The 20186-nt window shown below is 64.3% G+C and carries 18 protein-coding genes; 8 read left to right on the top strand and 10 right to left on the bottom strand.

Annotated elements, in window-relative coordinates; genetic code table 11:
• Positions 1-2: 2 nt before the first annotated feature.
• The 3 genes from tcyL to AC0J42_RS29930 all read right to left on the bottom strand — a co-directional run bounded on the left by tcyL (position 3) and on the right by AC0J42_RS29930 (position 2585).
• Positions 3-671 carry a cystine ABC transporter permease gene (gene tcyL, locus AC0J42_RS29940; RefSeq protein ID WP_416421526.1) on the bottom strand — a complete coding sequence of 223 codons (669 nt, stop codon included), beginning with the start codon at positions 669-671 and terminating at the stop codon, positions 3-5.
• Positions 668-1465, bottom strand: a complete 798-nt coding sequence (tcyJ, locus tag AC0J42_RS29935) for a cystine ABC transporter substrate-binding protein (RefSeq protein WP_416421525.1) — start codon at positions 1463-1465, stop codon at positions 668-670. The genes tcyL and tcyJ overlap by 4 nt, the downstream gene beginning before the upstream one ends.
• A gap of 121 nt (positions 1466-1586) precedes the next feature.
• Complete coding sequence (locus AC0J42_RS29930) at positions 1587-2585, bottom strand: D-cysteine desulfhydrase (RefSeq protein ID WP_473004882.1); 999 nt, start codon at positions 2583-2585, stop codon at positions 1587-1589.
• 245 nt (positions 2586-2830) lie between these two features.
• Here AC0J42_RS29930 and epsC point away from each other — a divergent pair, with 245 nt between their 5' ends.
• Entirely contained in the window at positions 2831-3766 is a 936-nt protein-coding gene (gene epsC, locus AC0J42_RS29925; RefSeq protein WP_473004881.1) for a serine O-acetyltransferase EpsC, read from the top strand.
• A 256-nt stretch (positions 3767-4022) separates the two neighbouring features.
• Complete coding sequence (betT, locus tag AC0J42_RS29920) at positions 4023-5987, top strand: choline transporter BetT (RefSeq protein ID WP_416427495.1); 1965 nt, start codon at positions 4023-4025, stop codon at positions 5985-5987.
• 85 nt (positions 5988-6072) lie between these two features.
• Here betT and AC0J42_RS29915 read toward each other — a convergent pair whose 3' ends face one another.
• Positions 6073-6801, bottom strand: a complete 729-nt coding sequence (locus tag AC0J42_RS29915) for an SDR family oxidoreductase (protein WP_473004880.1) — start codon at positions 6799-6801, stop codon at positions 6073-6075.
• A gap of 115 nt (positions 6802-6916) precedes the next feature.
• Here AC0J42_RS29915 and AC0J42_RS29910 point away from each other — a divergent pair, with 115 nt between their 5' ends.
• Positions 6917-7816, top strand: a complete 900-nt coding sequence (locus AC0J42_RS29910; RefSeq protein WP_473004879.1) for a LysR family transcriptional regulator — start codon at positions 6917-6919, stop codon at positions 7814-7816.
• Positions 7817-7890: 74 nt separating this feature from the next.
• On the opposite strand, the gene AC0J42_RS29905 is transcribed toward AC0J42_RS29910, so the two are convergent.
• Positions 7891-8916, bottom strand: a complete 1026-nt coding sequence (locus AC0J42_RS29905; RefSeq protein ID WP_473004878.1) for a LacI family DNA-binding transcriptional regulator — start codon at positions 8914-8916, stop codon at positions 7891-7893.
• A gap of 216 nt (positions 8917-9132) precedes the next feature.
• On the opposite strand from AC0J42_RS29905, the gene AC0J42_RS29900 reads away from it, so the two are divergent.
• The 4 genes from AC0J42_RS29900 (at position 9133) to AC0J42_RS29885 (ending at position 14866) form a co-directional block, all read left to right on the top strand.
• Positions 9133-11379: a TonB-dependent receptor gene (locus AC0J42_RS29900; RefSeq protein ID WP_473004877.1), complete on the top strand. Its 2247-nt coding sequence runs from the start codon at positions 9133-9135 to the stop codon at positions 11377-11379.
• A gap of 2 nt (positions 11380-11381) precedes the next feature.
• Positions 11382-12710, top strand: a complete 1329-nt coding sequence (locus AC0J42_RS29895; RefSeq protein ID WP_473004876.1) for an LLM class flavin-dependent oxidoreductase — start codon at positions 11382-11384, stop codon at positions 12708-12710.
• 140 nt (positions 12711-12850) lie between these two features.
• A complete protein-coding gene (mgrA, locus tag AC0J42_RS29890; RefSeq protein WP_416421517.1) occupies positions 12851-13888 on the top strand; it encodes an L-glyceraldehyde 3-phosphate reductase in 1038 nt (345 codons plus the stop codon).
• A 51-nt stretch (positions 13889-13939) separates the two neighbouring features.
• Positions 13940-14866, top strand: coding sequence for an aliphatic sulfonate ABC transporter substrate-binding protein (locus tag AC0J42_RS29885; RefSeq protein ID WP_473004874.1), 927 nt, complete (start codon positions 13940-13942; stop codon positions 14864-14866).
• A gap of 6 nt (positions 14867-14872) precedes the next feature.
• Here AC0J42_RS29885 and AC0J42_RS29880 read toward each other — a convergent pair whose 3' ends face one another.
• The gene (locus AC0J42_RS29880; protein ID WP_473004872.1) at positions 14873-16075 is read right to left on the bottom strand and encodes a helix-turn-helix domain-containing protein; all 1203 of its coding nucleotides are present in this window, start codon (positions 16073-16075) and stop codon (positions 14873-14875) included.
• A gap of 2 nt (positions 16076-16077) precedes the next feature.
• Positions 16078-16740, bottom strand: a complete 663-nt coding sequence (locus AC0J42_RS29875) for a hypothetical protein (protein ID WP_473004871.1) — start codon at positions 16738-16740, stop codon at positions 16078-16080.
• 584 nt (positions 16741-17324) lie between these two features.
• On the opposite strand from AC0J42_RS29875, the gene AC0J42_RS29870 reads away from it, so the two are divergent.
• Positions 17325-17567 carry a hypothetical protein gene (locus tag AC0J42_RS29870; protein ID WP_473004870.1) on the top strand — a complete coding sequence of 81 codons (243 nt, stop codon included), beginning with the start codon at positions 17325-17327 and terminating at the stop codon, positions 17565-17567.
• Positions 17568-17659: 92 nt separating this feature from the next.
• On the opposite strand, the gene tauD is transcribed toward AC0J42_RS29870, so the two are convergent.
• The 3 genes from tauD to tauB are packed head-to-tail and all read right to left on the bottom strand — an operon-like array spanning position 17660 to position 20149.
• Positions 17660-18493, bottom strand: a complete 834-nt coding sequence (gene tauD / locus AC0J42_RS29865; RefSeq protein ID WP_473004868.1) for a taurine dioxygenase — start codon at positions 18491-18493, stop codon at positions 17660-17662.
• 34 nt (positions 18494-18527) lie between these two features.
• Positions 18528-19361: a taurine ABC transporter permease TauC gene (gene tauC / locus AC0J42_RS29860; protein ID WP_473004867.1), complete on the bottom strand. Its 834-nt coding sequence runs from the start codon at positions 19359-19361 to the stop codon at positions 18528-18530.
• Positions 19358-20149, bottom strand: a complete 792-nt coding sequence (gene tauB, locus AC0J42_RS29855) for a taurine ABC transporter ATP-binding subunit (RefSeq protein ID WP_473004865.1) — start codon at positions 20147-20149, stop codon at positions 19358-19360. The genes tauC and tauB overlap by 4 nt, the downstream gene beginning before the upstream one ends.
• Positions 20150-20186 lie beyond the last annotated feature (37 nt).

The following is a 20186-nucleotide window of genomic DNA, read 5'->3' as shown; positions in this document are numbered from 1 at the left end:
CGTCAGGCCTCCTGGTCATGGCGGTTCACCCGCGCTTCGAGACGGTTCTGCAGCGCCGACAGTGCGCTGGCCAGTACCCAGTAGATCAGCGCGGCGGCCAGGTACATGGTGAACACTTCGAACGTACGCGCGGTGATCAGTTGCGCCTGGCGGAACAACTCGGGCACCTGGATGGTCGCGGCCAACGCCGTGTCCTTCACCAGCGAGATGAAGCTGTTGCCCAGCGGCGGCAGGGCGGTGCGCGCGGCTTGCGGCAGGATCGCCCGGCGCAGGGTCTGGCCACGGGTCATGCCGATACTGGCAGCCGCTTCCCACTGGCCCCGGTCCACGGAACTGATGGCCGCGCGCAGGATTTCACAGACGTAGGCCGCCATGTTCAGCGAGAAGCCGATCATGGCTGCCGGCAGCGGGTCCAGCTCGATGCCAACCTGCGGCAGGCCGTAATAGATCACGAACAGTTGCACCAGCAGCGGCGTGCCGCGGAAGAACGACACGTACACCCGCGAAACGCCGCGCGCCAGCATGAAGCGCGACAAGCGCATCAGCGCCAGGCCGAAGCCCAGCAGCAAACCGAAAAACATGCCCCCAAGGCTCAGGAGCACCGTGAATTCGGCGCCCTTGAGCAGGAAAGGCGCTGAATCCAGCGCCAGTTTCAGACTTTCTTCAATCATTTGGTCACGTCAGCGTTGAAGTACTTCTGCGACAGCTTGGCCAGGGTGCCGTCCGCGCGCAGTTTGTCGATGGCCTTGTTGATGGCGGCCAGCAGCTCAGGCTCGCCCTTGCGCAGGGTCACGCCGGCTTCCTGGCGGGAGAACGCCGGGCCGGAGACGGCCAGGGTGTCGTTGGTCTTGCTGATCAGCTCGAAGGCGGCCAGGCGGTCGACCAGGATGGCGTCGATACGGCCAACGCGCAGGTCCTGGTACTTGGTTGGGTCATCGTCGTAGGTCTTGATGATCGCGCCCGGCACGTTGTCCTTCAGCCATTGCTCGTAGTTGGTGCCCAGGCCCACGCCGACCTTCTTGCCGTTCAGGTCGTTGGCCGAGGCGATCTTGCCGGCGTCTTTCTTCTGGGTCAGGGCCTGGATGCCGGACACGGTGTAGGGCTCGGAGAAGTCGTACTTCTTCTTGCGCTCTTCGGAGATGGTCACCTGGTTGATGGCCACGTCCAGGCGCTTGGATTCCAGCGCTGCAAGAATGCCGTCCCACTTGGTCGGCTGCAGCTTGGCGGTCACGCCCAGCTCCTTCGCCAGGGCCTGGGCGAACTCCACTTCGAAGCCGGTGAGCTTGCCGTTTTCGTCGACATAGCTGAACGGTGGGTAGGTGCCTTCCAGGCCGACGCTGATGCTGCCCTTGTCCTGGATGGATTTCAGCTCGTCACCGGCCACGGCCTGGCCGATCAAAGCGGAACCCATGACCAGGCCCATGCTGGCAATGAGGAGATTGCGACGCAACGAAGAGAAAGTCATGTGATGCCCCATATGTTGTTGTGAGGGAAGGCACGCATCCTTGCGTTGGTGGCTGATTATCGCCGCCTGTCGTTATGGCTGAAAATAATAAAAAATTCAGCTTTCTTCTGTTCCAGCTATATCAGTTCGACCAAATTCCCGGGTAGGCGAACAGCGCCGGGGCGCCGCCGGTGTGCAGGAAAATCACCGGGCCGGCGTCCAGGCGCTGGCGGCCGATGCCGTCCAGCAGGCCGGCCATGGCCTTGCCGGTGTACACCGGGTCCAGCAGCAGGCCTTCCTGGTTGGCGACCAGCTTGATGGCCGACAGCGTGCCGGCGTTAGGTTCACCATAGCGCGGGCCGAAGAATTCATCCCACAGGGTGACTTTGAAGCTGTCTGGCAGCGGCACGCCCAGCAGCTCGGCGGTGCGTTCGGCCAGGCCCTGTACCTTGGGGCGCTGGGCTTCGTCGGTGCGCGACACGGTGACGCCGATTACCGGCAGCTGCGGCAGCGACTCGCCCAGGCCCAGGGCCAGGCCGCTGTGGGTGCCGGCGCTGCCCGAGGCCAGCACCACGGCGGCAAAGTCCAGGCCGGTGGCCTTGATTTGCTCGGCCAGTTCCAGGCCGGCGCGCACGTAGCCCAGGGCGCCCAGGGCGTTAGAGCCACCGATTGGCACCAGGTACGGCTTGCGGCCGCTGTCGGCCAGGCGGCGGGCCAGGGCTTGCAGTTGCTCGTCGGCGTTGTCGAGGTTTTCCACCAGTTCGACCTTGGCGTCGAACAGGTCCAGCAGCAGGCGGTTGCCGTTGCCCAGGTAATTGCTGTCGTCGGTGGCGATGGGGTTTTCCAGCAGCGCCACGCAGCTTAGGCCCAGCTTGGCGGCGATGGCCGCGGTCTGGCGCACGTGGTTGGACTGGATGGCGCCGGCGGTGATCAGGGTGTCGCAGCCTTGGGCCAGGGCGTCGGCGGCCAGGTATTCAAGCTTGCGCAGCTTGTTGCCGCCCATGGCCAGCGGGGTCAGGTCGTCACGTTTCACGTAGATATCGCGGCCGACCCACTGTGACAGTCGCTCGAGTTTTTCCAGTGCAGTGGGGGCACCCAGGAGGTCGAGGCGTGGGAAGCGGGCAAGCGATTGCGTGATCATGGGGAATCCGGTGTTGGGGGAAACAGGACTATAGGCAGGCACAGATTGGGGGGCAACCCCACATCCCTGTGGGAGCTGGCTTGCCAGCGAGCTTTTTAGCGGGCCCGAACAGCTCGCTGGCAAGCCAGCTCCCACAAAGCTTATGTTCATAACCTCACCGCCCATCAGAATCCGTTCTTTTTGCGGTGCGACAATCTACCGTACAGTGGGCGCCGAACAGGCGGCCATATCAGGAGTACCCCATCGTGAGCGACAAACCCCAAGCGGCGAACGGCCATTGGCAGTTGCAGTCCATCGTCGGCCAGTTGCGCGGTGCGCGTGAGCAGTGGCGCCGTGAAAATGGGCGCAGCAGTGGCGAGCAGGGGGGCCGGCAGCTGCCGTCGCGCGAAGCGGTGCGCTGCATTCTTGAACAGCTGTGCGGCGCGCTGTTCCCCATGCGCCTGGGGCCGGTGGACCTGCGCGAGGAAAGCGAGGACTTCTACGTCGGCCACACCCTGGACGCCGCGCTCAACGCGCTGTTGGCCCAGGCCCGGCTGGAGCTGCGCTATGCCGCGCGCCACCAGCAACAGCAGGAAGACGTGGACGCCCATGCGCTGCAGCTGATCCAGGGCTTCGCCGCGGCGCTGCCCGGGCTGCGCACCCTGCTGGACACCGACGTGCTGGCCGCCTACCACGGCGACCCGGCGGCGCGCAGCGTGGACGAAGTGCTGCTGTGCTACCCCGGCATCCTCGCCATCATCCACCACCGCCTGGCGCACCACCTGTACCGCGCTGGCCTGCCGTTGCTGGCGCGCATCAGCTCGGAGCTGGCGCACTCGGCTACCGGCATCGATATTCACCCCGGCGCGCAGATCGGCCCGAGCTTCTTCATCGACCATGGCACCGGCGTAGTAATCGGCGAGACGGCGATCATCGGCGAGCGCGTGCGCATCTACCAGGCCGTGACCCTGGGCGCCAAGCGCTTCCCGGCGGACGAGTCGGGGCAGCTGCAGAAAGGCCACCCGCGCCACCCGATCGTCGAGGACGACGTGGTTATCTATGCCGGGGCCACCATCCTGGGGCGCATCACCATCGGCAAGGGCTCGACCATTGGCGGCAACGTCTGGCTGACCCGCAACGTGGCGCCGGGCAGCAACCTGACGCAGGCGAATCTGCAGCACGATGACGGGACGCAGAAGTAACCGTGGGAGCTGGCTTGCCAGCGAGCTGTTTAGGCCCGCAAAGCTCGCTGGCAAGCCAGCTCCCACAGGGCCCGGTTTGGAGGGCGGGGCGGTTGTGTGGTTAAATTGAACGGTTGTTCAATTTAAAAGATGTTCGCGATTCGCGTTCTACAGGAGGTCATCCCTTGCTGAAAACGCTCTATTCAGCTGCTTTCCCGCCTTTCGAGGTGCACTGCCAATGAGTGCCTCGTCTTCTCCCGCCAGCGGCAACGTCCGCATGAACCCCCCGGTGTTCTACTTCGCCGCCAGCTTCATCCTGCTGTTCGGCATCGTCGTCATCGCCTTCCCGCAACAAGCCGGGGCCTGGCTCACCGCCGCGCAAACCTGGGCCGCCAACACCGTTGGCTGGTATTACATGCTGGCCATGACCCTGTATCTGGTCTTCGTGGTGGTCACCGCCTTGTCTGGCTACGGCAAGATCAAGCTCGGTGCCGACCACGACGAGCCCGAGTTCAGTTACCTGTCATGGGCCGGCATGCTGTTCGCCGCAGGCATCAGCATCACCCTGTTTTTCTTCTGCGTCTCCGAACCCCTGACCCACATGCTCACCCCGCCGCAAGGCGAGGGCGGCACCCAGGCGGCCGCGCGCCAGGCCATGCAGCTGCTGTTCCTGCACTGGGGCCTGCACGGCTGGGGCGTGTTCGCGTTCGTGGGCATGGCCCTGGCGTACTTCGCCTACCGGCATAACCTGCCGCTGGCGCTGCGCTCGGCGCTGTACCCGCTGATCGGCAAGCGCATCAACGGGCCCATCGGCTACGCAGTGGACGGCTTCGGCATCATTGCCACGGTGTTCGGCCTGGGCGCCGACATGGGCTTTGGCGTGCTGCACCTCAATTCCGGCCTGGATATTCTGTTCGGCGTGCCGCACACCCAGTGGGTGCAGGTGATCCTGATCACGCTGATGATGGGCGCGGCGATCATCGTTGCCGTCTCCGGCGTGGACAAGGGCGTGCGGGTGATGTCCGACATCAACATGCTGCTGGCCGTCGCGCTGCTGCTGTTCGTGCTGTTCGCCGGGCCCACCCAGCACCTGCTGACCACGCTGATCCAGAACGTCGGCGACTACCTGGGCGCGCTGCCGTCGAAGAGTTTCGACGTGTACGCCTACGACAAGCCCAGCGACTGGCTGGGCAACTGGACGGTGTTCTACTGGGCCTGGTGGATCGCGTGGGCGCCGTTCGTGGGGCTGTTCATCGCGCGCATTTCCCGTGGCCGCACCATTCGCGAGTTCGTCTTCGGCGTGCTGCTGATTCCGCTGGGCTTCACCCTGGCGTGGATGTCGATCTTCGGCAACAGTGCCATCGACATGGTGCTCAACCACGGCATGACGGCCCTCGGCCAGTCGGCCCTGGCAGACCCGGCCAAGACCCTGTACCTGCTGCTGGAAACCTACCCCTGGAGCCGCACGGTGATTGCCGTGACGGTGTTCATCAGCTTCGTGTTCTTCGTCACCTCGGCAGACTCGGGCACCGTGGTGCTGTCGACCTTGTCGGCCCGTGGCGGCAACGCCGATGAAGACGGGCCCAAGTGGCTGCGCGTGTTCTGGGGCGTGATGACTGCGGTCATCACCAGCGGGCTGTTGTTCGCCGGCAGCATCGACTCGCTGAAGTCGGCGGTGGTGCTGACCTCGCTGCCGTTCTCGCTGATTCTGCTGGCGATGATGTGGGGCCTGCACAAGGCGTTCTACCTGGAGTCCCAGCGCAAGATCGCGCAGATGTACTCCCTGGCGCCGGTGGCCACCAACGCCCGCCGCGGCCGTGGCGGCTGGCGCCAGCGCCTGAGCCAGGCCGTGCACTTCCCCTCGCGCGACGAGGTGTACCGCTTCATGGACACCCTGGTGCGCCCGGCCATCGAGGAAGTCTCGGCGGTGTTCACCGAGAAAGGCCTGAAGGTGGTGACCCAGGAAGACCTCAGCCACGACCAGGTCAGCCTGGAAATCGGCCACGGCGAAGAGCGCCCGTTCATCTACCAAGTGCAGATGCGCGGCTACTTCACGCCGTCGTTCGCCCGTGGCGGCATGGGCACCAAGGAGCTGAAGAACCGTCGTTACTACCGCGCCGAGGTGCACTTGGCTGAGGGTAGCCAGGACTACGACCTGGTGGGCTACACCCGTGAGCAGGTCATCAACGACATCCTCGACCAGTACGAGCGGCATATGCAGTTCCTGCATATGGTCCGCTAACCCCCGTAGCAGCGGCCGCAGGCCGCGTCACAGCCTACGCGGTTGTGTGCATGACGCAGCCTTCGGCAGCTGCTACGAGGGTGAGTTAGACGATGCCGCCGTTGGCGCGCAGGGTCTGGCCGTTGACCCAGCCGCTGTCGGGCCCTGCCAGGAACGCCACCACGCCGGCGATATCCTCCGGCTGCCCCAGGCGCTCCAGCGGCGGCAGCTTGGCGAAGTGCTGGATCTGCTCTTCGCTTTTCCCCGTCAGGAACAACTCGGTGGCCACCGGCCCCGGCGCCACGGCGTTGACGGTGATTCGGCGCCCGCGCAGCTCTTTTGCAAAGACATGGGTCATGGCTTCCACTGCCGCCTTGCTGGCGTTGTAGATGGCGTAGCCAGGCAGTTTCAGGCCCAGCGCCGAACTCGAGAAGTTGATCACCCGGCCGCCGTCGTTCAGGCGCGTGGCGGCTTCGCGCAGGGCGTTGAAGGTGCCGCGGGTGTTGATGGCGAAGATCTGCTCGTACAGCTCGTCCGAGGTCTCGGCGATCGGGGTGGGTTTCATGATGCCGGCGTTGTTCACCAGCACGTCGACCTTGCCCAGTTGCTGCTCGGTGGTGTCGAACAGCTGGCGCATGTCGCTGCTGCTGGCCACGTCGGCCTTCACCGCAATGGCGCGGCCGCCGGCTGCCTTGATCTGGCTGACCAGGGCTTCGGCCTCGGCGGCGCTGCTGGCGTAGTTGACGGCCACGGCGAAGCCGTCGCGGGCCAGGCGTTGGGCGATCACGGCGCCGATGCCGCGGGAGGCACCGGTGACAATGGCTGTTTTGCTCATGGGGGATGTCCTGTGTCGGGTAGGGGTGGAGCAGAGATTCACATGTTTACCCAGCCCGATAAATGCGCCAGAGTTGCCTTGACTGTTCAACTTTCGCCAACAATCAGGGGGCTGTATGGACCAGGTTCGCGCCATGAAAATCTTCGTGCGTATCTTCGAGCGCAGCAGCTTCACCCTGGCGGCCGAAGACCTGAACCTGCCCCGCGCCACACTCACCCACAGCCTCAACCAGTTCGAAGCCTGGCTGGGCACGCGGCTGCTGGAACGCAGCACCCGGCGCGTGCGCCCCACCCTGGACGGCGAGGCCTACTACGCCCGTTGTGTGCGCCTGCTGGCAGAGCTGGAAGAGGCCGAACTGGCGTTCCGCCAGGTGGCGCCCAAGGGCCGGTTGCGGGTGGACCTGCACGGCTCGCTGGCCAGCTATTTCGTGGTGCCGGCGCTGCCCGAGTTCATCGCCCGCTACCCGGACATCGAGCTGTCGTTCAGCGAGGCGGACCGTTTCGTCGACCTGATCGAGGAGGGCGTGGACTGCGTGGTGCGCGCCGGCAACCTGGGGGACTCGTCGCTGATCGGCCGGCGGGTGGCGAACCTGCCGCAGGTGACCTGCGCCAGCCCTGCTTACCTGCGCACGCACGGCGAGCCGCAGGTGCTGGCGGATTTGCAGCAGCACAAGGCGGTGAACTACGTGTCGCGCACCGCGAACAAGCCGTTCCCCTTCGAATTCGTGGTCGACGGCGAAGTGGTGGAGGTGCAGGTGCCGGGGGCCATCTCGGTGTTCGGCACGCAGATCTACGCGGCAGCGGCGATTGCCGGGCTCGGGCTGTTCCAGGTGCCACGCTACCGGGTGGCGCTGCCGATTGAGCAAGGCTTGCTGCGCGAGGTGCTGCCGCAGTTCCCGCCGCCGCCCATGCCGGTATCGGTGCTGTACCCGCAGAACCGCCACATGGCGCCGCGGGTGCGGGTGTTCGTGGATTGGGTGGCAGAGGTCTTCGCCAACGCCACCTCACCCCCGTAGCAGCTGCCGCAGGCTGCGTCTTGCTACACAAGGATGGTGGCGGTTGTGACGCGGCCTGTGGCCGCTGCTACAGGTCAGGCGCTTTCGCGTTCGATCAGGCGGCATTCCAGCAGGTTCAGGCGTTCGACTTCCACCTCGCCCAAACTCTCCAACACCCGCGTCGCCGCCAGCACGCCAATCTCCAGCGCTGGAGGCTTGATGGTGGTCAGGCTGGGCATCAGCATCTCGGCGAACGGGTAATCGCCAAACCCCACCACCGCGCAATCCTCGGGGATCTTCACCCCTGCGCGCTGCCCCGCCAGCATGCCGCCGGCCGCCAGGTTGTCATTGGCAAAGATAATCGCCTGGGGCGGCTGCGCGCCGGCCATCAACGCCTGCATGGCCTGCTTGCCCGCTTCGAACGGCGCCAGGCCTTCCTGTGGGGCGAACACCTGCGGTGCCAGGCCCAACTCGGCCATGGTGGCGGCGTAGCCGTCGCGCCGCTCCAGGGCGCTGAAGTCGCCGGCCGCGCTGTTCTGCACGAAGGCGATGCGCTGGTAGCCCTTGCCATGCAGGTAACGGGTGGCCGTGACCCCCACCTGGAAGTGCGAGAAACCGATCTGGATGGGGCTGCGCTCGGGCCGGTAGTCCCAGGTCTCGATCAGGGGGATGTCGGCCTCGGCGATCATCTTCTCGGTGGCTTCGCTATGGAAATGGCTGGTCAGCACCAGCGCCGCCGGTGACCAGCCGAGGAACGCGCGCACGGCGCTTTCCTCCTGCTCTACCGAGAAGTAGCTGGAGGCCAGCAGCAGCTGGTAGCCGTGGCGGCTGAGGGTATCGCTGAAGCCCTGGATGGTGTTGGCGAAGATCGGCCCGGAGATGTTGGGAATCACCATGCCGACAATGCGCCCGCGCGCCGAGGCCAGGCCGCCGGCCACCAGGTTGGGCACGTAGCCGAGCTCATCCACCGCCGCCTTGATGCGCTCGCGGCGCTCGGGCGACACCTGTTCGGGCTGGTTGAAATAGCGCGACACGGTAATCGCCGACACCCCGGCGTGGCGCGCCACGGTGTTCAGCGTGACCCGACCGGCGCCGCGGCGCTTGCGCTTGTCGTCGCTCACTTCAACCTCCTGATAAAACCTAAACGCATATAAAAGTAATTTTTCAGTATTGGACGGTCTATGTCCGGATTGCTGATACTTTCGATGTTAGCGCTAACAAAGTGCTTTGTCTGCTACTCGCTCGAGCGAATGCCCACGACACCTTTTCTGCGAAACGACAGACGCAGTGGCCGCAGAGCCACGGCCAGGGCATAACCTTCGAGCAGGGCATCCGACATGCAAAACCGATTTGGGGATCGTTTCAAAACCACCGCGCTGGTACAGGCCTTCGGCTGGACCCTGGCCGCCTGCGCGGCCATGCCGCTGGGCGCGGTGCAGGCAGCGGATGCCACCACCACCACCGCCACCGACAGCAGCGCGGAACCGGTGCTGAAATCGGTGACCGTCACCGCCACCCGCCGCGAAGAGTCGCTGCAGAAGGTGCCCGTGGCCGTCACCGTAGTGGATGGTGAGCAACTGGGGCGCGAGAACCGCACCAACATCGAAAGCATCGTGCAGCAGATCCCCACGGTGAACTTCCGCACCGGCGCGTCGAACAAGGACACCTCGCTGTTCATTCGCGGCGTGGGCACCATCTCCACCTCGCCGGGCGTGGAGCCCACCGTGGCCACCGTGGTCGACGGCGTGGTGTACGGCCGCCCGGGCATGGCCACCCTCGACCTGCTGGACCTGGACCGCATCGAAGTGCTGCGCGGCCCGCAGGGCACGCTGTTCGGCAAGAACGCCTCGGCCGGCGTGCTCAACATCGTCACCAAGGCGCCCACCGACGAGACCCACGGCTACGTGGAACAGTCCTACTACCAGGGCAACGAAAGCCGCACCCGCTTCGGCATCGGCGGCACGCTGATCCCTGGCGTGCTGAAGGGCAACGTCACCGCGCTGGTCAGCGACTACGACGGCAACGTGCACAACAAGACCAACGGCCAGGAGCTCAACGGCTACAACCGCAAGGGCGCGCGCGGCAAGCTGGAGTTCACCCCCAACGAAGACTTCAAGCTGACCCTGTCCGCCGACTACATGAACGCCGCCAGCGACGCCCCCAACGGCGTGGTCGCCGCCAGCACCCTGGCGTCGTTCGGCAGCGCGCTGTCGCCGGTCACCGCCAGCTCGCACAACCGCGACATCGTCAGTGACTACCGCACCCACGTCGATGACATCAACAAGGGCCTCTCCGCGCAGGCCGACTGGAACCTGGGCGACTACACCCTGACCTCGATCACCGCCTGGCGCGGCTGGAACAACGACCAGTGGCAGGACGCCGACCGCCTGGCCACCATCAGCGCCGCCTACCCGGGCATCCAGGACAAAGGCACGCTGGACTACGACCAGTACAGCCAGGAGCTGCGCCTGGCCTCGCCCAAGGGCGAGTTCATGGAATACGTGGCCGGCCTGTACTACATGCACGCCCGCGACAAGGAAACCTACGGCCGCACGCTCATCACGCCGACCGCCACCAACAGCGGCCTGGCCAACTACGGCACCACCAGCGACAGCTACGCGGTGTTCGGCGAGAACACCTTCAACTTCACCCCCACCTTCCGCGGCATCGCCGGCCTGCGCTGGACCCACGACGAGCTGAAGTACGACCACGAGCGCACCTCCACCTCGGCGGTGGCGGTGAACGGCATCAACCCGGCCACCAGCAGCTCGGGTGACACCAACGCCGAAGGCTGGTCAGGCCGCCTGGGCCTGCAGTACGACCTCAGCGACAGCGTCACCAGCTACCTGACCTACTCGCGCGGCTACAAGGGCCCGGCCTACAACGTGTTCTTCAACATGCAGCCGCGTGACACCGACGCGCTCAAGCCGGAAACCTCGAACACCTGGGAGCTGGGCGTGAAGGCCACCAGCTGGAACAACCGCCTGACCACCAACCTTGCGGTGTTCCACAGCCAGTACAACAACTACCAGGCCAACTTCTACGACACCGTGGCCAACCAGGTGGTGACCCGCCTGATCAACGCCGGCACGGTCAGCACCGAAGGCGTGGAGGGCGACTGGGCCTTGCAGGCTACCCGCAACCTGAAACTGTCCGGTGCCTTCGCCTACACCCACGCGCGCATCGACCAGTTCAGCTGCCCGGCCGGCGCCGCCGCCTCGTGCAACGTCAACGGCAAGACCCTGCCGTTCAGCCCGGACTGGAAAACCTACGTGCGTGCCGACTACGACATCCCGCTGGACAACGGCATGGACATCGAGCTTGGCACCGACTTCAACTGGCAGAGCAAAGTGCAGTACGACATCAGCCAGAACCCGCTGACCGAGCAGGGCGCCTACGGCATCTGGAACGCCAGCGTCGCCCTGGCCGACTACGGCAGCGGCTGGCGCGTATCGCTGGAAGGCAAGAACCTGGCGAACAAATCCTACTCGCCACTGCTGGCCAGCGGCACCGGCTACATCTACCGCGCGGTACCGCGTGACGACCAACGTTACTTCGGCATTCAAGTACGCAAGGACTTCTGAACATGAGCCAGGCACCACGACAACTGAAATTGGGCGCGTTCCTGATGGCAACCGGTCACCACGTGGCCGCCTGGCGGCATCCAGAAGTGCCGGCCAACGCCGGGCTGGATTTCAAGCACTACAAGCACCTGGCCCAGGTGGCCGAGCGCGCTCGCTTCGACACGCTTTTCGTGGCCGACAGCGTGGCGGCGGCCACCGGCGACATCGCCAGCCGCATGGCGCGCTCCGACCATTTCGAGCCGCTGACCCTGCTGTCGGCGCTCAGCGCGGTCACCGAGCACATTGGCCTGATCAGCACCGTCACCACCAGCTACAACGAGCCCTACCACGTGGCGCGCAAGTTCGCCTCGCTGGACCACCTGTCCGGCGGCCGCGCCGGCTGGAACCTGGTGACCTCGGACGCCGCTGCCGAAGCGCTGAACTTTGGCCGTGACGAACACATCGGCCACGCCGAGCGCTACAGCCGCGCCCGCGAGTTCTACCAAGTGGTCACCGGCCTGTGGGACAGCTGGGGCGACGACGCTTTCAGCCGCGACAAGGCCAGCGGCCAATACTACGACCCCGCCAAGTTGCACGTGCTCGACCACAGCGGCGAGCACTTCAAGGTCAAGGGCCCGCTCAACGTCGCCCGCTCGCCCCAGGGCCGGCCGGTGATCGTGCAGGCCGGCTCTTCGGAAACCGGCCGCGAGCTGGCGGCGCAAACCGCTGAAGTGGTCTTTACTGCCCAGACTTCGCTGGCCAATGCCCAGGCGTTCTACGCCGATTTGAAAGGCCGGCTGGCGAAGTTCGGGCGCAGCGCCGATTCGTTGAAAATCATGCCCGGCGTGTTCGTGGTGGTAGGGGAGACCGAAGCCCTGGCGCGGGAAAAATTCGAGGCGTTCCAGGCTTTGGTCGAACCCGAGGTCGGCGTGGCGCTGTTAGGGCGTATGCTCGGTAACTTCGACCTGTCCGGCTACCCGCTGGACGGCCCGCTGCCCGAGCTGCCGCTGACCGACAGCGGCCAGCAAAGCCGGCAGAAACTGCTGACCGAGCTGGCCGGGCGCGAGCAGTTGAGCCTGGCCGAACTGGGCCGCAAGATCGCCGGTGGCCGTGGGCATTACAGCCTGATCGGAACCCCGGTGCAGATTGCCGATCAGTTGCAGGCATGGTTCGAACAAGGCGCGGCCGACGGCTTCAACGTGCTGGTGCCGCATTTGCCCGGCGGCCTGGAAGATTTCGCCGACCACGTGGTGCCCGAGCTGCAACGCCGCGGGTTGTTCAGAACCGAGTACGAAGGCACCACGCTGCGCGAGAACCTGGGGCTGGAGAAACCCGCTAACCCATTCTTCTGACACCCAGCGGTGTGAATGCTTTTGTGGGAGCTGGCTTGCCAGCGAGCTTTTGATCGGCCAAAAAACTCGCTGGCAAGCCAGCTCCCACAACAGTCAGCAAACACAGCTGGGTGTGCACAATTTCAACAAGAGAGGAACCGATGACCTACATCGCTGCGCAAGACCGCTACGAGTCCATCCCTTACCGCCGCGTAGGCCGCAGCGGCCTGGTGCTGCCGGCGCTGTCCCTGGGCCTGTGGCACAACTTCGGCGACAGCACGCCCATCGACACCCAGCGCGCGCTGCTGCGCACCGCCTTCGACCTGGGCATCAACCACTTCGACCTGGCCAACAACTACGGCCCGCCCTACGGCAGCGCCGAGATCAACTTCGGCCGCCTGCTGCGCGAAGACTTCAAGCAGTACCGCGACGAGCTGATCATCTCCAGCAAGGCCGGTTGGGACATGTGGCCAGGCCCCTACGGCCAGGGCGGCGGCTCGCGCAAATACATCCTCGCCAGCCTCGACCAGAGCCTGCAGCGCCTGGGCGTGGACTACGTGGACATTTTCTACTCGCACCGCTTCGACCCCGACACCCCGCTGGAAGAAACCGCCGGCGCACTGGCCACCGCCGTACAGCAGGGCAAGGCGCTGTACATCGGCATCTCGTCGTACTCGGGGGTGAAAACCCGCGAAATCGCCAAGCTGCTGCAAGAGTGGAAAGTGCCGCTGCTGATTCACCAGCCGGCCTACAACCTGCTCAACCGCTGGGTGGAAAAGGACCTGCTGGACGTCACCGACGAGCTGGGCAGCGGCGTCATCGCCTTCACCCCGCTGGCCCAGGGCCTGCTGACCGACAAGTACCTCAACGGCGTACCCAAGGATGCCCGCGTCAACAAGCCCGGCGGAGGCTCGCTGCTGCAGTCGCACCTGTCGGAAAGCAACCTGGCGCACATCCGCTCGCTGAACGAAATCGCCCAGCAGCGCGGCCAGAGCCTGGCGCAAATGGCGCTGGCCTGGACCCTGCGCGACCCGCGCGTGACCTCGGCGCTGATCGGCGCCAGCCGTCCCGAGCAGATCATCGAGAACGTCGGCGCCCTGAAGAACCTGGCCTTCAGCCGTGAAGAGCTGGAAGCCATCGACCGCTTCGCCGTCGAAGGCGGCATCAACCTGTGGGAAAAGCCGTCCCTGGCTGAGTAACCCCTCCCAGCCGGGGGCTGCGGCCCCCGGCCCTGCATTGCGAGAACGCCCATGAAACCACTAGCACGCCTGGCGGCCGGCCTGTCCCTGCTTGCCCTGACTTTCAACGCCCTGGCCGACCCGGCCGCGCTGCGCATCGGCTACCAGAAGGGTTCCATCGCCCTGGTGCTGGCCAAGGAGCATGGCCTGCTGGAGAAGCAATTCCCGCAGACCAAGGTGCAGTGGGTGGAATTCCCCGCCGGCCCGCAGATGCTCGAAGCGCTCAACGTCGGCGCGCTGGACGTGGGCTCCACCGGCGACATCCCGCCGCTGTTCGCCCAGGCCGCGGGTGCCGACCTTGTGTACATCGGCGCCGAACCGGCCAAACCGGCCGCTGAAGTCATCCTGGTGAAGAACGACAGCCCGCTGCACAGCGTGGCCGAACTCAAGGGCAAGAAAGTCGCGTTCCAGAAGGGCTCCAGCTCGCACAACCTGATTTTGCGTGCGCTGAACCAGGCCGGCCTGAGCTACAAGGACATCCAGCCCATCTACCTCAGCCCCGCCGACGCCCGCGCCGCCTTCGAGCAAGGCAGCGTCGACGCCTGGGTGATCTGGGACCCGTACTCATCGCTGGCGCTGAGCGAAGGCCACACCCGCAAACTCGCCGACGGCACCGGCCTGGGCCTCTCCGGCCCGCTGTACACCGCCCGCCGCCCGTACGCCGAACAGAACGGCCCGTTCATCCACAACCTGCTGGCCGAACTCAGCCAGGCCGAAGCGCTGACCCGCAGCCAGCGTGAAGACAGCATCAACGTGCTGGCGGCCAACATGAGCCTGCCCAAGCCGGTGGTAGCCCAGTACATCGACAACCGCCCGCCATCGCCCATTGCGCCGGTTGACGCGAAGGTGATGGCGGCGCAGCAGGTGACGGCGGATCTGTTTTGGCAGAATCATTTGTTGCCGAAGCGGTTGGATGTGAGCCAGCAAGCCTGGAAATGATGCTGATCAGTTTTTGGCAGGGAAGCCGAGCACCTGTGCTGGCTTCTTGAAGGACGGATTCGAGATAGGCTGGCGTTTGAGTCGCAACTTCAGGATTTGAGTTGCATCAGGGAGTTCAAAGTATCCCTGCTCAAGGCTGCACAGCGATTCCAGCGTGTCAGTGGGCAAGCCAAGCACCTGTCGAAGTTGGGAGCGAGAGAGCACCTTGCTTTCAACCATCATCTTGATGCTTTGAGACAGCAACGACGGCAACTCATGCTGAAAGGTGTCATCCAGAGGTTCGCCCTTCACCCAGCCTCTCGCTGAACGTGCTTTCCAGAGGCGCGTAGCGGTGGTTTCGTTGATGATGTCCAAGTCTTGGCACCGCTTCACCATGGCCGCCACCGAGACCTTCCAGCGGGGTTTGAGTGCAAGCAGGGTATCCAGTGTGGGCCAACGCACTTCACGGCAGAAACTTTCTGCAGGCAGTAGGAAGGCGCTGGCGAAGCGATGGGCTTGTGTCTCCAGCAACGCGTACTTTTCAACGTACTGTGTTTGCGTCACGTGCCGGTGAAGCACGATATGCCCCAGCTCGTGGGCGGCATCAAAGCGATTGCGAATCCCATTAGCCTTGTCCGCGATTATGAGGGCGTAAGGCCGATCATCTGCCAGGCACCAATTTGATACGCCATCCATCTTCAGAAAGCCCAGATGGCTTCTGGCACAGACGATGCCGGCGCGCTCCATGATGTCGATTACATGCGCGATCGGGCCATTACCCAGGCCCCACGCCTGACGACATGCGCTGGCGACCTGCTCGATCTCGGCGTCGGAAATCAGTTCGCAGTTTTGTTCGGAGAGGCAGGGAACGTTGACGTCGGGGAATTCTAGGCTTTCCTGCAGTTCGAAGGAGATTTCCTGAAGCCACGACAGCCGGATCGCAGCTATTTCCCTCGCGGTTTCCGTGGCCGTGACATTTGAACGGAAGAAGAATGGACTGGAGGCGTCGCTGTGCACAGGCGACTCCACTAGCCAGTTCTGGCTTACGCCGAAAACCTCGCACAAACGGTGAAATGCATCTGCTTCAGGAGCCTGAAGGCCATTTTCCCATTTGGAGATATTTCCAGAGGCGCGGCCAACCAGTTCAGCCAGCCCTGATTGAGTCAGGCCAAATGCCAGGCGCAACTGCTTGAGGCGTCCTGATTGAAAGCCTGCGACTCCCGTCCTCATCATTACCTCTTCGCTTGGGTTTCGGTGTCTGTGTCTTCTGCGCGGCGCATATTATCTCGCAATTTCACCAGCGCAATGGGTTTAAGACCAGCGTGCTCATCTTCAGCATAGCCATCCATCAGTTCATCCAACGCACAGCTCATGTGAAACCCCTTGCCGTTGAAATACGGTACCGCCAATGCAATAGCCAACGGTTCTGCCTGGTTAGCGCAGCTGGGAGGAGGAGCATGTGCGATGACCAAGGCATTGATCAGATGATCATCGATTGGTTGCGTTACCTCATTGATCCAGTCTATCTGGGTGCAAGCCAGGGTTTCGTTCAACAGCTTCAGCTCTGATCGGTATTTGGCTTCACGCACTTCCTTCTGCCAAGGCAGCACCACGGCGGTCAGACGGACTTTTCCTATAGCAAGAAGCACGAAAAAACTTCCCTTGGGCGATGTCTCCCGGATTACAGGGGACCAGCGAACTAGTCCGCCCATGGCCTCTTGAACGTACATGTAGCGCAGGTAACCCCGCAAATGCTCGGGTGGGACGTTGCGCAGCTGTTGACTGTCAGACATGGCTTTCTGGAAGGTCTGGGGGATGAGGATGCTCAGCTCCTCAAAAAAATCCTGGTGAATCTCCGCTCGGATGAAGCGCTGAAGGTCGTGCTTGGTCACCATGGAGATGCCTTTCTTATCATTCGGTAAGCGGATATTTAGCTCACTGTTCTTCGTTTTGAAAGGCGCTTTCTCTCCGTTTGTCCGTATTTAAGCCGGTAGCGAAAAGGAGAGATTTCCTACGTGTTTGCAGGAGATTTCGGGATGTTCAGGCTCGGGAAATCGTTTTATATTGGAAATGATTGCCTCAAGACCTGTTGGCGTAAGCCTCCCCTTGAGGACACATGAATTAAAGAAGCCGCCTCTATCAGGCGGTTTTTTTATGCATGGCACCTTGGCGGTGATTTGGGATTGTTCCTACACGGTTATCGGAAGTGGCCGGGTATTTGTGCCCCGGGCAACGCCCTATAGTCCTCTGCGTCGCTGACCATCAGCGGCCGGGCGTGCAAACCCGTGCTTTAGACGCTGTAGCCATCAACCTGCGCAGCAGGCATATTCATGCCTGCTGTTCAGCTTCATGGTGGCTGTGCGTGGGAGACCTTCGGGTCTGCCGGTTCTAAAGCCCGGTTTTGCACACCTGCGCACAGCCGCCACCTTAAATCGCGTGCAAACGATGGTGGCGGTTCATCAGCTTTAGGGACTTAGCCATGACTTACCAAGACGCCTCACCCCCCATCTTCCTCATCAACCCCGACTGCCCCGACCTCGACCTCTACGAATTCGCCACCCGCCGCTTCCAGACGGTGCGCAACCTGATGGAGTCCTTGTCGTGCATGAATTCCTGCTCCATCGAGGGCAAGGACCTGAATGTAGCGGCGGAGGTGAGTTATCACCTGTTGCAGGAGGGGTGTGAGGTGCTGGAGGCCATGCACAAAAAGCTGGCCCTGTAGCAGCGGCCGCCAGGCCGCGTCATGGGCGCCGCGTTTTTGCAGGCACGCCGCCAGACGCAGCCTTCGGCAGCTGCTACGGGGCGGAGCGCCTGTCAGAACGGCGCATCGCCCAGGATGGTGGCGCGCTGCATTACGCGGCGGGCCGGGCGGTAGTCGTCCACGGCGTAGTGCTGGGTGCTGCGGTTGTCCCAGAAGGCCACGTCGTTTTCCTGCCAGCGCCAGCGCACGAAGAATTCGGGCCGGGTGGCGTGGGCGAACAGCAGTTTGAGGATGGCTTCGCTTTCTGCCGGCTCCAGTTCGTTGATGCGGGTGGTGAAACCGTCGCTGACGAACAACGATTTGCGCCCGCTGACCGGGTGGGTGCGGATCACCGGGTGGCTGATGGGCGGGTTCTTGCGCCGGGTTTCTTCCCAGCGGGCCAGGTCTTCGGGGGTGCTGCCGAAGCGCTCCAGCGGGAACGACTTGGTGAAATCATGGGTAGCCGTCAGGCCGTCGAGCAGGCGCTTTAGCGGCGCGGACAGCGCTTCATACGCGGCAATGCCGCTGGCCCACAGGGTGTCGCCGCCATAGGGCGGAATCAGTTTGGCGCTGAGCACCGCGCCCATGGCCGGGGTGGGCAGGAAGGTCACGTCGGTGTGCCAGATGGCGTTGTCGCGCACGTCGGTCACGGCGGTGTCGAGGATCAGCACTTCCGGCTGTTCCGGCACATTCGGGTAGATGGGGTGAATGTGCAGGTCGCCGAACTGGGCGGCGAAGCGCGCCTGCTGCTGTGGCGTGATGGGCTGGTCGCGAAAGAAGATCACGTGGTGCGCCAGCAGCGCCTGTTCGATGGCGTCGCGGTGCGCCGCGGTCAGCGGCTGGGCGATGTCGACGCCGCTGATGACGGCGCCAATGGCAGGGCTGATGGGGGTGATGGTCAGGCTCATGGCTATCTCGTTATTCAAGGTAAGCAGCGATCGATCAATGACTTTGGCCGTGCCAGGGCACCAGCTTGCGTTGCAGGGCGCGCAGGCCCATTTCCAGGGCGAAGGCGATCACGGCAATGACCAGGATGCCCAGGATGACCACGTCGGTAACCAGGAACTGCGCGGCCGACTGCACCATGAAGCCCAGGCCGCTGGTGGCGGCGATCAGCTCGGCGGCCACCAGGGTGGACCAGCCCACGCCCAGGCCGATGCGCACGCCGGTGAGAATGTCGGGCAGGGCGCTGGGCAGGATCACGTGGCGTATCAATTGCGCGCGGGTGGCGCCCAGCGACTGCGCGGCGCGCAGCTTGGCCGGGTCGACGGTGCGCACGCCGGTGGCGGTGGCGATGGCGATGGGGGCGAAGATGGCCAGGTAGATCAACAGCACTTTCGACAGCTCGCCAATGCCGCACCAGATCACGATCAGCGGCAGGTAGGCCAGCGGCGGGATCGGGCGGTAGAACTCGATCAGCGGGTCGAAGATGCCGCGGGCGATGCGGTTGGTGCCGATGGCGATGCCGATCGGGATGGCCGTCAGGATGGCGAAGCCCAGCGCCAGGCCGATGCGGCTCAGGCTGGCACCCAGGTGCTGCCACAGGGTGGCGTCCATGTAGCCCTTGGTCGCCAGCAGCCAGCCTTTTTCCAGCACGGCCACGGGCGAGGGCAGGAACAGCGGTTCGATCAGCCCGCTGGCGGTGACGGCCCACCACAGGGCCAGCAAGGTCAGCAGGGTAAGGCTGCTGATGGCGCGGGTGCTCAACGGGCGCCGCGGTTTCACCGGCTTGACCAGGGTAGCCTGGGCGGTGACGGGGGCTTGGTAGCTGCTCATGCCGGCTCCTGTTGCAGTGCGGTGCGTTGCGAAAACACGCGCGACAGCACGTGCTCGCGGGTTTCGATGAAGCGCGGATCGGACTTGATTGCGCGGGCCGATTCCCCGGCGGCGTAGCGCTGGCCGAAGTCCAGGTTCAGGCGTTCCACCACCTGGCCGGGGTTGGGCGCCAGCAGGATCAGGTCGGTGGCCAGGAACACCGCTTCTTCGATGTCGTGGGTAATCAGGAACACCGGCTTGGCAGTGCGCTTCCACACTTGCAGCAGCAGTTCCTGCATCTGCTCGCGGGTGAAGGCGTCCAGCGCGCCGAAGGGTTCATCCATCAACAGCACGCGCGGGTCGGCGGCCAGGGCACGGGCCAGGCCGACACGCTGCTTTTGGCCACCGGAGAGTTGCCAGATGCGCCGGCTGCCGAAGTCGGCCAGGTCCACCAGGGCGAGCATGTCGCGGGCGCGCAGTTCACGCTTTTCACGCGGCACGCCGGCCAGCTCCAGGCCGAAGGCGACGTTGGCCAGCACGTCCTGCCAGGGCAGCAGGGCATCGTCCTGGAACACCACGCCGCGCTCGGCGCTGGGGCCTTTCACCGGCACGCCGTCGAGGGTGATGCGCCCGGCGCTGGGCTCGACGAAGCCGGCGATCAGGTTCAGCAGCGAGGTCTTGCCGCTACCCGAAGGGCCAAGAGCCACCAGCAGTTGTTGCGGGCCCAGGGACAAGTTGATGTCGGCCAGCACCGGCGTGCTGGCGCCGGGGTACTGTGCGCTGATGCGCTCGAGTTGCAGCAGGGCCATGAGATTGATCCTATGCGTGGCGCCGCCGATGCCCTTG

The sequence above is a fragment of the Pseudomonas sp. Tav-5-1A genome (assembly GCF_055755055.1).
The sequence above is the reverse complement of the archived record's forward strand: the minus strand, read 5'-3'. Positions and strand labels throughout refer to the sequence as shown.

Bases quoted from the DNA above. Each gene is read 5' to 3' on its own strand.
- tcyL (WP_416421526.1), bottom strand. From the start codon at position 671: ATGATTGAAGAAAGTCTGAAACTGGCGCTGGATTCAGCGCCTTTCCTG.
- betT (WP_416427495.1), top strand. From the start codon at position 4,023: ATGAACCCCCCGGTGTTCTACTTCGCCGCCAGCTTCATCCTGCTGTTC.
- tauD (WP_473004868.1), bottom strand. From the start codon at position 18,493: ATGAGCCTGACCATCACCCCCATCAGCCCTGCCATTGGCGCCGTCATC.
- tauC (WP_473004867.1), bottom strand. From the start codon at position 19,361: ATGAGCAGCTACCAAGCCCCCGTCACCGCCCAGGCTACCCTGGTCAAG.
- AC0J42_RS29885 (WP_473004874.1), top strand. From the start codon at position 13,940: ATGAAACCACTAGCACGCCTGGCGGCCGGCCTGTCCCTGCTTGCCCTG.
- tcyJ (WP_416421525.1), bottom strand. From the start codon at position 1,465: ATGACTTTCTCTTCGTTGCGTCGCAATCTCCTCATTGCCAGCATGGGC.
- AC0J42_RS29900 (WP_473004877.1), top strand. From the start codon at position 9,133: ATGCAAAACCGATTTGGGGATCGTTTCAAAACCACCGCGCTGGTACAG.
- tauB (WP_473004865.1), bottom strand. From the start codon at position 20,149: ATGGCCCTGCTGCAACTCGAGCGCATCAGCGCACAGTACCCCGGCGCC.
- AC0J42_RS29930 (WP_473004882.1), bottom strand. From the start codon at position 2,585: ATGATCACGCAATCGCTTGCCCGCTTCCCACGCCTCGACCTCCTGGGT.
- AC0J42_RS29895 (WP_473004876.1), top strand. From the start codon at position 11,382: ATGAGCCAGGCACCACGACAACTGAAATTGGGCGCGTTCCTGATGGCA.
- AC0J42_RS29870 (WP_473004870.1), top strand. From the start codon at position 17,325: ATGACTTACCAAGACGCCTCACCCCCCATCTTCCTCATCAACCCCGAC.
- AC0J42_RS29880 (WP_473004872.1), bottom strand. From the start codon at position 16,075: ATGAGGACGGGAGTCGCAGGCTTTCAATCAGGACGCCTCAAGCAGTTG.
- mgrA (WP_416421517.1), top strand. From the start codon at position 12,851: ATGACCTACATCGCTGCGCAAGACCGCTACGAGTCCATCCCTTACCGC.
- AC0J42_RS29915 (WP_473004880.1), bottom strand. From the start codon at position 6,801: ATGAGCAAAACAGCCATTGTCACCGGTGCCTCCCGCGGCATCGGCGCC.
- AC0J42_RS29910 (WP_473004879.1), top strand. From the start codon at position 6,917: ATGGACCAGGTTCGCGCCATGAAAATCTTCGTGCGTATCTTCGAGCGC.
- AC0J42_RS29875 (WP_473004871.1), bottom strand. From the start codon at position 16,740: ATGGTGACCAAGCACGACCTTCAGCGCTTCATCCGAGCGGAGATTCAC.